This window comes from Actinoplanes sp. NPDC019969 (assembly GCF_055562375.1).
This window is the reverse complement of the sequence record NZ_JBVHFK010000009.1, coordinates 171,435-185,159: the sequence shown is the minus strand read 5'-3', so window position 1 is coordinate 185,159 and position 13,725 is coordinate 171,435. Positions and strand designations below refer to the sequence as shown.

The window sequence follows — 13,725 nt, the reverse complement described above, 5'->3', positions numbered from 1 at the left end:
GCCGTCCCGGAACGCGGGAATCGCGACCGGCATGAAACTGGGATACAAACTCGCGGCCGAGGGATTCGGGCCGAAGGAACTCGTCCGGCAGGCGATCCGGGCGGAACAGGCCGGGTTCGACTTCGTCGAGATCAGCGACCACTTCCATCCGTGGCTCGACGTGCAGGGGCATTCCCCGTACGCCTGGAACGTCCTGAGCGCGATCGCTGCGCAGACCCGCACCCTCGGCCTCGCCACCGGTGTCACCTGCCCGTCGGTGCGGTACCACCCGGCGATCATCGCGCAGGCCGCGGCGACCCTGGCGATCCTGTCCGACAACCGGTTCACCCTCGGTGTCGGCTCGGGGGAGCGGCTCAACGAGCACGTGGTCGGGCAGGGCTTCGGCAGCGTCCGGGAACGGCACGAGCGGCTGACCGAGGCGCTCGACATCATCAACCTGCTGTGGCAGGGCGGCTACCAGTCGTACGAGGGCAAGCACCTGCGGCTGGAGGACGCGCGGGTGTTCGACCTGCCGGACGAGCTGCCCCGGATCGCGGTCGCCGCCGGTGGCCGCCGCGCCGCCGAGCTGGCCGCCACCCACGGCAGCGGACTGTTCGCCACCGAACCGCGCGCGGACCTGGTCGAGACGTTCACCGGGCACGGCGGGACGGGCCCGAAGTACGTGGAGATCCCGGTGGCGTGGGCGCCCACCGCGGAGGCGGCGGTCACCGAGGCGCACCGGACCACCCGCTGGGCGGTCACCGGCTGGAAGGTGATGGCGGAACTGCCGAACCCGGTCAACTTCGAGGCCGCCGCGGCGACCGTCACCGAGGACGACGTCCGGGAGAAGTTCGTCGTGGGGCCGGATCCGGCGCCGTACGCCGAAGCCGTCCGGAAGCACCTCGACGCCGGCTACGACCACATCGTCCTGATGAACGCCGGGCCCGACCCGGACGGCTTCCTCGACTTCTTCGCAGGCACGCTGCGCGATCGGCTCGTGCGGTGAGCGGGCCGGTCACGGCCCCGGCCCGGGGTACGTCCGGCGCCGAGACCAGCCGCGTCACCGTCGTGGTGGCGACCCGGGACCGCCGGGACCGCCTCTTCGAGACCCTCCCGCAGCACCGTGCCCCGGTCATCCTGGTCGACAACGCCTCCACCGACGGCAGCCCGGAGGCGATCGGCGCGGCGTTCCCGGACGTCGGGGTGGTGCGCCTGGACCGCAACCTCGGCGCGGCGGCCCGCAACGAGGGGGTCCGCCGCGCCGCCACGCCCTATGTGGCCTTCGCCGACGACGACTCGTTCTGGACCGAGGGCTCGCTGGCCCGGGCCGCCGAGCTGTTCGACGCGTACCCGCGACTGGGCCTGCTCACCGGCGAGGTGCTGATCGGGCCGTCGGCCCGCCCGGACCCGATCTCCGCCGCCCAGGCCGCCGCGCCGCTGTCCGCCCCGCGCGGCGCGCCCGGGCCGTCGGTGCTCGGCTTCCTGTCGTGTGCCGTGGTGGTCCGGCGTGAGGCGTTCCTGGCGGCCGGCGGGTTCGAGCCGCGGCTGTTCGTCTACGGCGAGGAGGCGCTGCTCGCCATGGACATGACCGCCGCCGGGTGGTGGCTGTGCTACGAGCCGTCGCTGACGGTCCGGCACTTCCCGTTGCCGGCCGGCCGGGACCGGTCCGCCCGCGACCGCATCGAATCCCGCAACCGCCTGTTCACCGCCGTGCTGCGCCGCCCGCCCGCCGTGGTCGCCCGCGATCTGGCCGCCACGTTCCGGGAATCACCGCTCGCGGTGTGGGACGTCGCCCGTGGGCTGCCGTGGGCGCTGCGGAACCGGCGCCCCCTGCCGCCGGTGGTGGAGGCGTCGGTGGCCCGCCTGGAGGGATAGGGTCGGCGGATGCTGGAGACGCAACGGCAGCCGGTGCCGCGTGACGACGGCGGGGAGATCGACACCGCGCTGGCCTTCCTGACGTTCGCCCGGTCGTGCGTGCTGAAGAAGGTGGACGGCCTGGACGCCGAGCAGCTCGGCCGCCGCCTGGTCGTCTCGGAGACCACGCTGATCGGGCTGGTCCGGCATCTCACCGACGGCGAGCGGTACTGGTTCGGCTACACGTTCGGCGGCGACAGCCGTTACGCGGACGTCGACTTCGCCATGACGGCCGGCGACGGGCGCACCCCGGCGGAGGTCATCGACGGGTACCGGGCGGCGATCGCCGCCAGCGACGCCGTCATCCGGGGTGCGGCCGGGCCGGACAGCCCGGCCGCGCAGACGGTCGACGGGGAGGTGCGCACGCTGCGCTGGATCCTCGCGCACGTCACGAGCGAGACGGCCCGCCACGCCGGCCACGCCGACATCCTCCGCGAGCTCATCGACGGCGTCACCGGCCGCTGACCCTTTGCCGGTGGCCTCCGGCCGGCCGCTGACCCTTTGCCGGCGGCCTCCGGCCGGCCGCTGACCCTTTGCCGGCGGCCTCCGGCCGACTGCTGACCCCCTTGCCGGCGGTTGCCGGTGTGACGCGGGGTCAGCGGGGGATCAGGCGGAAGACGGGGAAGCCGGGGGCGGCGGCCGTGATGTCGGCCTCGGGCGAGTCGGCTTTCAGGCCGTCGAAGAAGGCGCCCGTCTCCCAGGCCCATTTCCGCAGGTAGAGGCGGATCAGCGGGGGCTTGTCGGCGTCCGGGATCTCGACGGCGGTGACCGGCTCGGTGCGGCGGCCCAGGCGCAGCTCGGCGTCGGGGGTGACGCGGAGGTTGCGGACCCACTGGGTGTGGCCGCGCGGGGCGAGCAGATAGCGCTCGCCGTCGTGGGTGAAGAGGTTGACGACGGTGGTGCGGGTCTCGCCGGACTTGCGGCCGCGGACGGCGATGACGCGGGAGCCCATCAGGCTGACGCCGCGGGCGGTGAGCCACTTGGCGACGTTGTTGAAGACAGCGGCGCCACGGCCGGCGGTGACGTATCGCATGATTCCTCCAGGGCTTGACCGGCGGGTGAGAGCACTGCTCTCGCATGAGAACAGTGAACACCCGCCTGTCAAGGGCCGGGAGAACGCCGCCGCTACCAGCCGGCCGGTGGGGCCTCCAGGTGGACGGCGGTGGTGGCGGTCATCTCGTCGAGGAGTTCCGGGCCGTACCCGAAGCCCTGTCCGCTGCCGCGGCGCGGATGCGCGGCGCCGCCCGGAGCACCGCCGAACACCGCGTTGATCTTCACGGTGCCGACCGGAAGCTCCCGCCAGGCACGCTGGGCGTTGCTCATCGACGGCGTCAGAACGGTCGCCGCGAGCCCGTACGGTGAATCCGAAGCCCTGGTCAGAGCCTCGGCGAAGGAGTCGAACGTGGCCACCGGAGCCACCGGCCCGAACGTCTCCTCCCGCATCACCGGCATGTCGTCGGCGCAGCCGGCCAGCACGGTCGGCGGATAGTAGGCGCCGGCCCCGGACGGGATCTCGCCGCCGCACACCAGGCGCGCGCCGTCGCGTACCGCCGCCCGCACCTGGTGGTGCACGGCCTCGCGCAGACGCCGGTCGACGAGCGGGCCGATCTGCTTGGCCCATGTCTCGGCCTCGCCGCCGAGCGCCTCGGTGAACGGTTCGGCCAGGTCACGGTGCACGTAGATGCGCTCCACGGCGACGCAGATCTGGCCCGAGTTGGCGAACGCGCCGAGCGCCGCCTGCCCCGCCGCCCACACCGGATCCGATCCCGCGTCGACGATCAGCGGATCGCTGCCGCCGTTCTCCAGAAGAGCTTTGGCGCCGGTACGGGCACACGCGGCAGCGATCGAACGACCGGCGGCGGTGGAACCGACGTGGGCGACCACGTCCACCTCGGCCGACGCCAGGGCCGCCCCGACCGGGCCGTCGCCGTGCAGCACCGCCAGCACGCCGTCCGGGAAGTGCGGGGCGATCAGCTCGGCCAGCCGCCAGCCGGTCGCCGGGGTGCGCTCGCTCGGCTTGTGCACGACAGTGTTGCCGGTGACCAGGGCGGCGCCGAGCAGGCCGCACGAGACGGCGACCGGGTCGTTCCACGGGGTGATCACGGCGACCACACCGCGCGGGCGGTAAGCCATCAGGTCGATCGCGTCGTCGTTGCCGGCCAGGGCGCGGCCGCGGTGGGTGGGGCCGAGTTCGGCGTACTGGCGCAGGGTGCCGACGCCGGCGCCGATCGAGTCGCGGGCGCCGTCGACCGGCTTGCCCATCTCGGCGGCCATGATCTCGGCGAGTTCCCCGGCGGCGGCCTCGATCGCGGTCGCGGCGGCGTGCAGAGCGGCGGCGCGGGAAGCAGGGGCGGTGCGCGCCCATTCCGGGGCGGCCGCGCGGGCGGCCCGTACGGCGGCGGTCACGTCGGCGTCGGAGGCGACCGGCACCCGGCTCACCGGGTTGTCGTCGCGTGGGTCCGAAACGGTCAGGGTGCGGCCGGACGTGCCGGGAGACCAACTGCCGTCGATGAGCTGAACGACCTCATACATGGCGGCAGTCTGCCCACACCGCATCGCATAAAACTTGGCTTCCGGCAAAAGTCCCCTTGTGGACAGTGCCGATCAGTGCAGGTCATGGGGTCCTTTCAGGAGAATGTCAGTCTTTTGGGAGAAGTCGATGATCATGTGAGTAACCGAGTTTTTCCGGGGTATCCGCCCCGCCATGCGTGTTCTCGGGATCAACGCGATCTTCCACGATCCATCGGCTGCTCTGATCGTCGACGGTCGCGTGGTGGCGGCCGCGGAGGAGGAGCGGTTCAGCCGCCGTAAACACGGCAAACGGCCGGTGCCGTTCTCCGCGTGGGAGCTGCCGGAACTGGCCGCGGCCTGGTGCCTGCGGGAGGCCGCACTGCGGCCGGGCGATCTGGACGCGGTCGCCTACTCGTTCGATCCGGAGCTGTGCGCGGACCAGGCGTCGCTCGGCATCAACGACCCGTGGGACCACCTGCGCGTCGACTACGCGCGGCGGGCCCCGCAGTTCCTGGCCACCGCGCTGCCCGGGCTCGACCCGGAACAGGTGCGGTTCGTGCCGCACCACGTGGCGCACGCGGCGTCGGCGGGACTCAGCGTGCCCGAGGACAGCGCGGTCCTGGTGCTCGACGGGCGCGGCGAGTCGGCGAGCCACCTGGCCGGGGCGTACCGGGGCGGTCAGCTCGAGACGCTGCGCTGCCAGGAGCTGCCGCACTCGCTCGGGCTGCTCTACGAAGACCTCACCCGGCACCTCGGGTTCATGCACTCCAGCGACGAGTACAAGGTGATGGCGCTGGCCTCGTACGGCCGCCCGAAGTTCCTCGACATCCTGCGTGAACTGGTCCGGGCCGACGGGGCGGGCGGATTCACCGTCGACCGGATCGACTGGGACGCCCTCGCCAAGGCCCGCACCGCCGACGGCGAGATGACCGAGGCGCACGCCGACCTGGCCTCCAGCGTGCAGATCCGCCTCGAGGAGGTGCTGCTCGACCTGGCCCGGTGGACGTACGAGGCGTCCGGCGGCCTGAAAACCCTCACCATGGCCGGTGGCACCGCGCTGAACTGCGTCGCCAACGCCCGGATCGCGGCCGAGGGCCCGTTCGAGCGGGTGTGGGTGCAGCCGGCGGCCGGTGACGCGGGCACCGCTCTCGGGGCGGCGCTCGCGATCGGGGAGAAGAACGTTCCGTTCGGAAGCGCTGCTCTCGGCCGGGGCTGGTCCGACGACGAGCTGGAAGCCGAGCTGAAGCGGGCCGCGGTCCCGTACACCCGGCCGGCGTCGATCGCCGCCGAGGCCGCCGCCGTGCTGGCCCGCAACGGGATCGTCGCCTGGTACCAGGGGCGCAGCGAGTTCGGGCCGCGCGCGCTCGGTCACCGGTCCCTGCTCGCCCACCCCGGCGACCAGGACACCCAGACCCGGATGAACGACGTGAAGGGCCGCGAGCAGTTCCGGCCGATCGCGCCGATGGTCCGGGCGGAACGGTTCCACGACATCTTCGAAGGCGTGTACCCGAGCCCGTACATGCTCTTCGTGCACCAGGTGAAGCCGGAGTGGCGGGACCGGATCCCGGCCGTCACCCACGTCGACGGCACCGCCCGCGTCCAGACCGTGCACACCGACACCGAGCCCGTGGTCGCCGCCATGCTCGCCGAGTTCGAGCAGCTCACCGGCCTGCCGGTGGTCGTGAACACGTCACTGAACACGGCCGGCAGGCCGATGGTCGACACCCCGCGCGAGGCCCTCGAACTGTTCGGGTCCGCCCCGGTGGACCTGCTCGCCATCGGCCCGTTCGCGGTGCACCGCAGCCAGGTGTACGGGGGCCCGCGTTGACCGGCACCGCGCCCACCTCCGGGCAGCCCGGTGTGACCGGCAGCGCGGCTACCTCCGGGCAGCCCGGTGTGACCGGCAGCGCGCCTGCCTCTGGGCGGCCCGGTGTGAACGGCCTTTCCGCTCCCGTGCGGCCCGGCGTCAGCGTCGTCGTGCCCACCCTCGGGCGGCCCAGCCTGCGAGCACTGCTCCGCGCGCTGGGCCCGCTGCCGGAGGGGATGGAACTGCTGATCGTCGACGACCGGCCGGATCGGCGTACCCCCCTGGATCTCCCGCCGGACACGCCCGCGCGCGTGATCGCCGGGCGGTCCGCCGGGCCGGCCGCCGCCCGCAACACCGGCTGGCAGGCCGCCCGTCACGAGTGGATCGCCTTCCTCGACGACGACGTGATCCCCGAGCCCGGCTGGCCGGTCCACCTCGCCGACGACCTGCGCGACGCCGACGCGGAGACGAAGCGGGTCGGCGGTGTGCAGGGCCGGCTGTGGGTGCCGCTGCCCGCCGGCCGCCGGCTCACCGACTGGGAACGCGTCACCGCCGGCCTCGCCGACGGCGAATGGATCACCGCGGACATGGCCTACCGCCGGTCCGCGCTCTCCCGCGCCGGCGGTTTCGACGAGCGGCTGCCACGCGCCTTCCGCGAGGACGCGGAACTGGCCCACCGGGTGCGCCAGGCAGGCTGGGAGCTGCGGTTGGGAACGAGATCAACTGCTCATCCGGTACGCCCGGAGCAGCGCTGGATCAGCATCCGCACCCAGCGCGGCAACGCCGACGACGCCCTGCTGCGCCGCATGTACGGCCGCTCCTGGCGCACCGTCCTCGAGATTCCCCCCGGTCGCCGCCACCGCCACGCCGCGATCACCGCTTGCCTCGCCACCGCCGTGGCCTGCACCGCCGCCGCCTCCGTCCTGGCCGCCACCAGCCGTTCCGCGAATCCCCGTTCCAGCCGCTCCGGCTTCGGGATCCTCGGTTCGGGCCGCTCACGCCCCGGCGCTGGCAGCTTCATCCGCTCCGGGCTGAGCACAGCAATCGCTCGCGGAGCAGCCTCGACGCGCAGCGTCGGGAACGCCTCAAGAGTCGGGAACGCCTGGAGCATCGGGAACGCCTGGAGCATCGGGAACGTCGAGAGCGCCGGGAAAGTCGGTAAATCCGGGAGAGTCCGGAACGCCGGGAAACCCGGGAGAGTCACGAAAACCGGGAACGTCGGGAACCCCGGGATGGTCCGGGCTCTGTCGGTGGCCGCGACGCTGGCTGCTGCGGGCTGGGCGGCCGGGACCGCTGAGTTCGCTGCGGCGCGCATCGCGCCCGGCCCCCGGGATCGCCGCGAGGTGACCACCATGCTGCTGACCAGCGTCGCCATCCCGCCGGTGGCGATCGCTCACTGGTTGCGCGGCTGGTTCCGCTGGCGCGGCGCTGAGCCGCTGACCGAGATCCCCGCCGGGCTGACCAGGATCACCGCCGACTCCGGGTTCACCGTGCCGATCGGCCGCGTCGGCGAGAGAGCCGAGGCGAGCCGGTGAGCAGTGCTCTCTATGAAGCGGTGCTGTTCGACCGGGACGGAACCCTGGTCGTGGACGTGCCCTACAACGGGGATCCGGACAAGGTCCGGGTGATGCCGGGGGCGAAGGCGGCTCTGGACCGGCTGCGTGCCGCCGGGTTGCGGGTCGGTGTCGTCACCAACCAGTCCGGGTTGGCGCGGGGGCGGTTCACCACGGAGCAGATGGCCGCCGTCAACCAGCGGATCGAGGATCTGCTCGGGCCGTTCGACACCTGGCAGATCTGCCCGCACGACGACAGCGCCGGATGCCGGTGCCGCAAACCGGAGCCCGGCATGGTGTACGCGGCCGCGGCAGCGCTCGGCACGACACCGGGATGCTGCGTCGTGGTCGGGGACATCGGCCGGGACATGGAAGCGGCGCTCGCGGCCGGTGCGACCGGGATCCTGGTGCCCACCGAGGTCACGCTTTCCGCCGAGATCGCCGCGGCCCCCTGCCGTGCCGCCGATCTGAGCGCGGCCGCCGATCTGATCCTGCAACGCCAAGAACTGCTGACGCCCGCCCTCAGGCCGGACGCCCTCGGATCGGTGCTCCCGGTAGCACCAGGAGCGGTGCTCGCGGCAAGCCCAGAAGCGGTGCTTCCGGGAGAACCGGGAGAGCCGGGAGAGCCGGGAGAGCCGGGAGAGCCGGGAGAGCCGGGAGAACCGGGAATGGTGCTTGCTGGGGGACCGGGAGTAGCCAGCCCGGGGAAGGCGGGACGGGCCGGCAGGGCCGGGCGAGTGGGCACCGTTCTCGCCGTGCGGGCGGACTCCGCCGGGGATGTGCTGGTGACCGGGCCCGCGATTCGGGCGCTGGCGGCCGGGGCGGAACGCGTCGTGCTGCTCTGTGGGCCGCGAGGGCGGGCCGCCGCGGAGCTGTTGCCCGGTGTGGACGAGATCGTCGAGCGGCGGCTGCCGTGGATCGACCCGGAACCCGGGCCCGTCGACGACCGCGACATGCGGGAGATCGTGGAACGGCTCCGGGAGATCGGCGCCGACGAGGCGGTCGTGTTCACGTCGTTCCACCAGTCGGCGCTGCCGCTCGCCCTGCTGATGCGGATGGCCGGGATCGGGCGGATCACCGCGATCAGCGAGGACTACCCGGGATCGTTGCTGGACGTGCGGCATCGCGTACCGGAGGAGATGCCCGAACCGGAACGGGCCCGCAGTGTCGCGGCAGCCGCCGGTTTCGCTCTTCCCGACGGAGACGACGGCCGGCTGCGGGTGACCGTCGCGCCACGGCCACGCAGCGGCTACCTCGTGGTGCATCCCGGCGCGAGCTGCGAGGCCCGGTCCTGCCCGCCGGAGGACATGCGCCGTATTGTGACCGTTCTCGCCCAGGCTGGGCACCGGGTCGTGGTGACCGGCGGGCCTGGTGAACGGCACCTGGCCGGCTACGTCGCCGGGACCGACGGCACCGACGCCGGGCCGATGTCGTTCGCCGACCTCGCCGCCCTGATCGCCGGCGCGGACTGCCTGATCGTCGCCAACACCGGCCCGGCGCACCTGGCCGCGGCCGTCGGCACGCCGGTGGTGAGCCTGTTCGCCCCGACCGTCCCGTTCGGCAAGTGGGGCCCGTACCGGGTGCCGGTGGTCCGGCTCGGCGACGCCGGGGCCGCCTGCCGGGACACCCGGGCCACCCGCTGCCCGGTCCCCGGCCACCCCTGCCTGTCCGGAATCGATCCGGACGACGTCCTCTCCGCGATACGCCGGCTCGGCGTGCCGCGTGCCGACCAGATTGAGGTTGCCGCGTGAACATCCTGCTCTGGCACGTCCACGGCTCCTGGACGACGTCGTTCGTCCAGGGCAAGCACCGATATCTGGTGCCGGTCAACGAGGAGCGGGACGCGTGGGGCCGCGGCCGGGCGCAGACCTTCGACTGGCCGGACACCGTCGCGGAGCTGCCGCTGGACCAGATCCGTGACGTGGACGTGGCGATCGCGCAGCGGCCCGAGGAACTGGACCTGATCCCGCCGCACGTGCCGGTGATCTATGTGGAGCACAACACCCCGAAGGGCGACGTGCCGAACTCCCGGCACCCCCTCGCCGACCGGGACGACCTGCTGATCGCGCACGTCACCGACTTCAACGACCTGTTCTGGGACTGCGGCGGCACCCGTACCACGGTGATCGAGCACGGCATCGTGGAGCCGAAGGCCCGCTGGACCGGCGAGCTCGACCGGCTCGCGATCGTCACCAACGAGCCGGTCCGCCGGGGCCGGGTCACCGGGACCGACCTGTTCCCGCGGTTCGCCCGGGTCGCCCCGCTGGACGTGTTCGGGATGGGCGTCACCGGCCTCGACGGCGCCACCGCGCACGAGGACCTGCCGCAGCACGAGATGCACGCCGAGGTCGCCAAGCGCCGCGCCTACCTGCACCTGTGCCGGTGGACGTCGCTCGGGCTGAGCCTGATCGAGGCGATGCAGATGGGCATGCCGGTGCTGGCGCTCGCCACCACCGAGGCCGTCGAGGCGATCCCGCCGGATGCCGGTGTGCTGTCGACCCGGGTGGACACCCTGGTCGAGGCGGCGCAATGGCTGATCGACGAGCCCGACGAGGCGGCTCGGCTCGGCGCCCGCGCCCGCCAGGTCGCGCTCGCCCGGTACGGCCTCGACCGTTTCCTCGCCGACTGGGACCGACTGCTGGAGGAGCTGTGACCGACCCGGAAACGACGTCAGCGGGCGTGGCGCCGCTGCGGATCGCGATGATCTCCGAACACGCCAGCCCGCTCGCCGCGCTCGGCGGTGTCGACGCCGGCGGCCAGAACTCGCACGTCGCCGAACTCGCCGCCGCGCTCGCCGGGCAGGGCCACGAGGTGCGCGTCTACACCCGCCGCGACAACCCGGACCTGCCGCCGGTGGTGCCGATGGGCGAGCGGGTCGACGTGGTGCACGTGCCGGCCGGCCCGGCCACCGTGCTGGCGAAGGACGAGCTGCTGCCGTACATGGGGGCGTTCGGCGAGTGGATGGCGGCGGACTGGCGCGGCGAGTGGATGCCGCACGTGGCGCACGCGCACTTCTGGATGAGCGGCCTGGCCGCCCTCGACGCCGGCCGGGCGTGCGGGGTGCCGGTGGTGCAGACGTTCCACGCGCTCGGCACCGTCAAGCGGCGCCACCAGGGCCGCGCCGACACCAGCCCGCCCCGGCGGATCGCCTTCGAGTGCCATCTCGCGCAGGCCGTCGACCGGGTGATCGTGCAGTGCCGCGACGAGATCGGCGAGCTGCTGAAGATGGGTGTGCCGCGCAGCCGGATGGCGCTGGTGCCGTCCGGGGTCAACACCGAACGGTTCAGCGAACGCGGCCCTGCCGTGCCCCGGCGTGACGGGCTCGCCCGGATCCTCACGGTGGCCCGGCTGGTGGAGCGCAAGGGCGTCGAGGACACCATCCGGGCGATGGCCGCGGTGCCCGGCGCCGAGCTGGTGGTGGTCGGCGGGCCGCCGGCGGCGGAACTGGGCGCCGACCCGTACGCCCAGAAGCTCCTGGCCCTGGCCCGGCACTGCCGGGTCGGCGACCGGGTCACCCTGGCCGGGGCGGTGCCCGCCCACGAGATGCCGGCCTGGTACCGGTCGGCGGACGTCCTCGCGGCCGCGCCCTGGTACGAGCCGTTCGGGCTCACCCCGCTCGAGGCGATGGCGTGCGGCGTGCCGGTGGTCGCCACCGAGGTCGGCGGGCTCACCGACACCGTCGTCGACGGCGTCACCGGCGATCTGGTCCCGGCCCGCGACCCGCGCGCTCTGGCGACCGCGTTGCGGCGGCTGCTGGGTGACGAGGTGCGGCGTTTCTCGTACGCCGCCGCAGCCGCCGACCGTGCCGCCGCCTCCTACTCGTGGCCGCGCATCGCCGAACGCCTGACCGCCGTCTACACCACCGTCGCCGACCTGGAGGTCGCCGCATGACCGCCGTCCCGGCCGACCGCGACCCCGACATCAGTGCCGTCGATGCTCACCTTACCGGCCTCATCCAGGCACTTCTGCCGTATCGGGCGCAGGCCGGACGATTGGCCCGCTGGGGCATGTATCTCGCCCGGCACCTGGCCGGCGGCGGCCGTCTGCTGGTCGCCGGCAACGGTGGCAGCGCCGCCGAGGCCCAGCACCTGGCCGCCGAGCTGGTCGGCAAACTGCGTGAGGACCGGATGCCGCTGTCCGCGATCGCGCTCACCCCGGACTCGTCGGCGGTGACCGCGATCAGCAACGACTACGGGTTCGACGAGGTGTTCGCCCGGCAGGTCCGCGCGCACGGCCGCCGCGACGACGTGCTGATCGTGATGTCGACCAGCGGCCGCAGCCCCAACCTGGTCGCCGCCGCCCGCGCCGCGACCGAGGTCGGGGTGCGGACCTGGGCGATGGTCGGGGAGCGGCCCAACCCGCTCGCCGACATCTGCGACGAGGCGCTGTGCTGCCCGTCCCCGGACAGTCAGGTGGTGCAGGAGCTGCATCTGGTGTCGGTGCACCTGCTGTGCGAGTACGTGGACCGGTACCTCCCGGCGTTCACCGGCCGGCCCGCGCTGGAGGACCGGGAGAGCCCTTTCGACCTGGACCACGGCGAGATCGAGGAGATGGTCAAGGTATGAAGCTGGTGATCGTCGGGGACACGCTGCTGGACCGGGACGTCTTCGGAACGGTGAGCCGGATCGCCCCGGACGCGCCCGCGCCCGTGCTGGACGAGGAGACCACCCACGAACGGCCCGGCGGGGCGGGCCTCGCGGCGCTGCTCGCGGCCGGGCAAGGGCATCAGGTCGCGCTGGTCACCGCGCTGGCCGGGGATGCCGCCGGGGCGCGGTTGAGCGAGCTGCTCACGGCTGCGGGCATTGCGGTGTACGCGCTCCCGCTGCCCGGCTCGACCCCGGAGAAGATCCGGATGCGGGCCGACGGCCAGGTGCTGCTGCGGCTCGACCGGGGTGGCGCCCCGCAGCCGCCCGGGGACGCGCCGGACGCCGTCCTGACGGTGCTGCGGGACGCGGGCGCGATCCTGGTCAGCGACTACGGCAGGGGAGTGGCGGCGCATCCGGCGCTGCGGGCCGCGATCGAGGCGTCGAAGGCGCCGGTGGTGTGGGACCCGCACCCGAACGGGCCGGCGCCGGTGCCGAACGTCCGCCTGGTCACGCCGAACGAGTCCGAGGCGCGGCGGCTGTCCGGGGACGCCGGGCACGGGCCGGGGCTGGCGACCGCGCAGCGGGCCGGGCACGCGCTGCGGCAGCGCTGGCGGGCCGGGGCGGTCGTGGTGACCCGGGGCGCCGGCGGCGCCGTGTTGTGCCAGGGGAGCCCGACGCCGCTGGTCGTGCCGGTGCCGTCGGCCTCCGGCGGGGACACCTGCGGGGCCGGGGACGCGTTCGCCACGGCGGCGGCGCTCGCGCTGGCCGAGGGGGCGCTGACGTCCGAGGCGGTGGAGGCGGCGGTCGCCGCGGCCAGCGCCTACGTCGGCGGCAATCACGAGGGCGAGGTCACGGCGGAGGTCGCGCCGGAGCGGATCGGGGCCGACGAGGCCGGCCGGTTCGCCGCCGACGTGAAGGCCCGGGGCGGGACCGTCGTCGCCACCGGTGGCTGCTTCGACCTGCTGCACACCGGGCACCTCGCCACCCTGCGCGCCGCCCGTTCCCTCGGCGACTGCCTGATCGTCTGCCTGAACAGCGACGACTCGGTACGCCGCCTCAAGGGCGAGGGCCGCCCGCTGACCCGGCAGGACGACCGGGCCCGGCTGCTCGCCGCCCTGGACTGCGTCGACGCCGTCGTGGTGTTCGACGAGCCGACCCCGGTGCCGGTGCTGACCTGGCTGCGCCCGGACGTCTGGGTGAAGGGCGGCGACTACGCCGACGGCGGCCCGGAGCTGCCGGAGGCGGCTGTCGTCGAACGCTGGGGCGGGCAGACCGTGATCGTCCCGTACCTGGACGGCCGTTCCACCACGAGAACCATCGCCACGATCGGGCGTGTGGAGTACGGGCGCGAATAGCGGCCGAACTCCACACACGC

The 13,725-nt window shown here is 73.7% G+C and carries 12 protein-coding genes; 10 read left to right on the top strand and 2 right to left on the bottom strand.

The genetic code is table 11. The features are described from left to right. The first annotated feature begins 31 nt into the window (after positions 1-31). The 3 genes from ACZ3II_RS26505 to ACZ3II_RS26495 are packed head-to-tail and all read left to right on the top strand — an operon-like array spanning position 32 to position 2,358. Complete coding sequence (locus tag ACZ3II_RS26505) at positions 32-985, top strand: TIGR03557 family F420-dependent LLM class oxidoreductase (RefSeq protein ID WP_465520438.1); 954 nt, start codon at positions 32-34, stop codon at positions 983-985. Next, positions 982-1,854: a glycosyltransferase family 2 protein gene (locus ACZ3II_RS26500; RefSeq protein ID WP_465520437.1), complete on the top strand. Its 873-nt coding sequence runs from the start codon at positions 982-984 to the stop codon at positions 1,852-1,854. The genes ACZ3II_RS26505 and ACZ3II_RS26500 overlap by 4 nt, the downstream gene beginning before the upstream one ends. 9 nt (positions 1,855-1,863) lie before the next feature. After that, positions 1,864-2,358, top strand: a complete 495-nt coding sequence (locus ACZ3II_RS26495) for a DinB family protein (protein ID WP_465520436.1) — start codon at positions 1,864-1,866, stop codon at positions 2,356-2,358. Positions 2,359-2,488: 130 nt separating this feature from the next. Here the strand turns inward: ACZ3II_RS26495 and ACZ3II_RS26490 are convergent, their stop codons facing one another. Together ACZ3II_RS26490 and ACZ3II_RS26485 are read right to left on the bottom strand one after the other, a co-directional pair. Then, entirely contained in the window at positions 2,489-2,926 is a 438-nt protein-coding gene (locus ACZ3II_RS26490) for a nitroreductase family deazaflavin-dependent oxidoreductase (RefSeq protein ID WP_465520435.1), read from the bottom strand. 92 nt (positions 2,927-3,018) lie between these two features. Further along, complete coding sequence (locus tag ACZ3II_RS26485) at positions 3,019-4,425, bottom strand: aldehyde dehydrogenase family protein (protein ID WP_465520434.1); 1,407 nt, start codon at positions 4,423-4,425, stop codon at positions 3,019-3,021. 172 nt (positions 4,426-4,597) lie between these two features. Here ACZ3II_RS26485 and ACZ3II_RS26480 point away from each other — a divergent pair, with 172 nt between their 5' ends. Genes ACZ3II_RS26480 through ACZ3II_RS26450 form a run of 7 tightly spaced genes read left to right on the top strand, consistent with a single transcriptional unit; the run spans position 4,598 to position 13,705 of the window. After that, positions 4,598-6,232 carry a carbamoyltransferase family protein gene (locus tag ACZ3II_RS26480; protein WP_465520433.1) on the top strand — a complete coding sequence of 545 codons (1,635 nt, stop codon included), beginning with the start codon at positions 4,598-4,600 and terminating at the stop codon, positions 6,230-6,232. Beyond that, positions 6,229-7,746, top strand: a complete 1,518-nt coding sequence (locus tag ACZ3II_RS26475; protein ID WP_465520432.1) for a glycosyltransferase family 2 protein — start codon at positions 6,229-6,231, stop codon at positions 7,744-7,746. Before ACZ3II_RS26480 ends, ACZ3II_RS26475 begins: the two co-directional genes overlap by 4 nt. Then, positions 7,743-9,515, top strand: a complete 1,773-nt coding sequence (locus ACZ3II_RS26470; protein ID WP_465520431.1) for an HAD-IIIA family hydrolase — start codon at positions 7,743-7,745, stop codon at positions 9,513-9,515. The genes ACZ3II_RS26475 and ACZ3II_RS26470 overlap by 4 nt, the downstream gene beginning before the upstream one ends. After that, a complete protein-coding gene (locus tag ACZ3II_RS26465; RefSeq protein ID WP_465520430.1) occupies positions 9,512-10,417 on the top strand; it encodes a glycosyltransferase in 906 nt (301 codons plus the stop codon). Before ACZ3II_RS26470 ends, ACZ3II_RS26465 begins: the two co-directional genes overlap by 4 nt. Before the next feature lie 35 nt (positions 10,418-10,452). After that, positions 10,453-11,655 carry a glycosyltransferase gene (locus ACZ3II_RS26460; protein ID WP_465520651.1) on the top strand — a complete coding sequence of 401 codons (1,203 nt, stop codon included), beginning with the start codon at positions 10,453-10,455 and terminating at the stop codon, positions 11,653-11,655. Continuing rightward, positions 11,652-12,329 (top strand): D-sedoheptulose-7-phosphate isomerase, encoded by a 678-nt coding sequence (locus tag ACZ3II_RS26455; protein WP_465520429.1) that lies wholly within the window; start codon positions 11,652-11,654, stop codon positions 12,327-12,329. The genes ACZ3II_RS26460 and ACZ3II_RS26455 overlap by 4 nt, the downstream gene beginning before the upstream one ends. Then, complete coding sequence (locus tag ACZ3II_RS26450) at positions 12,326-13,705, top strand: PfkB family carbohydrate kinase (protein WP_465520428.1); 1,380 nt, start codon at positions 12,326-12,328, stop codon at positions 13,703-13,705. The genes ACZ3II_RS26455 and ACZ3II_RS26450 overlap by 4 nt, the downstream gene beginning before the upstream one ends. Positions 13,706-13,725 lie beyond the last annotated feature (20 nt).

Coding starts and splice junctions, on each gene's coding strand:
- ACZ3II_RS26495 (WP_465520436.1), top strand. CDS start 1,864: ATGCTGGAGACGCAACGGCAGCCGGTGCCGCGTGACGACGGCGGGGAG.
- ACZ3II_RS26450 (WP_465520428.1), top strand. CDS start 12,326: ATGAAGCTGGTGATCGTCGGGGACACGCTGCTGGACCGGGACGTCTTC.
- ACZ3II_RS26455 (WP_465520429.1), top strand. CDS start 11,652: ATGACCGCCGTCCCGGCCGACCGCGACCCCGACATCAGTGCCGTCGAT.
- ACZ3II_RS26480 (WP_465520433.1), top strand. CDS start 4,598: ATGCGTGTTCTCGGGATCAACGCGATCTTCCACGATCCATCGGCTGCT.
- ACZ3II_RS26485 (WP_465520434.1), bottom strand. CDS start 4,425: ATGTATGAGGTCGTTCAGCTCATCGACGGCAGTTGGTCTCCCGGCACG.
- ACZ3II_RS26490 (WP_465520435.1), bottom strand. CDS start 2,926: ATGCGATACGTCACCGCCGGCCGTGGCGCCGCTGTCTTCAACAACGTC.
- ACZ3II_RS26505 (WP_465520438.1), top strand. CDS start 32: ATGAAACTGGGATACAAACTCGCGGCCGAGGGATTCGGGCCGAAGGAA.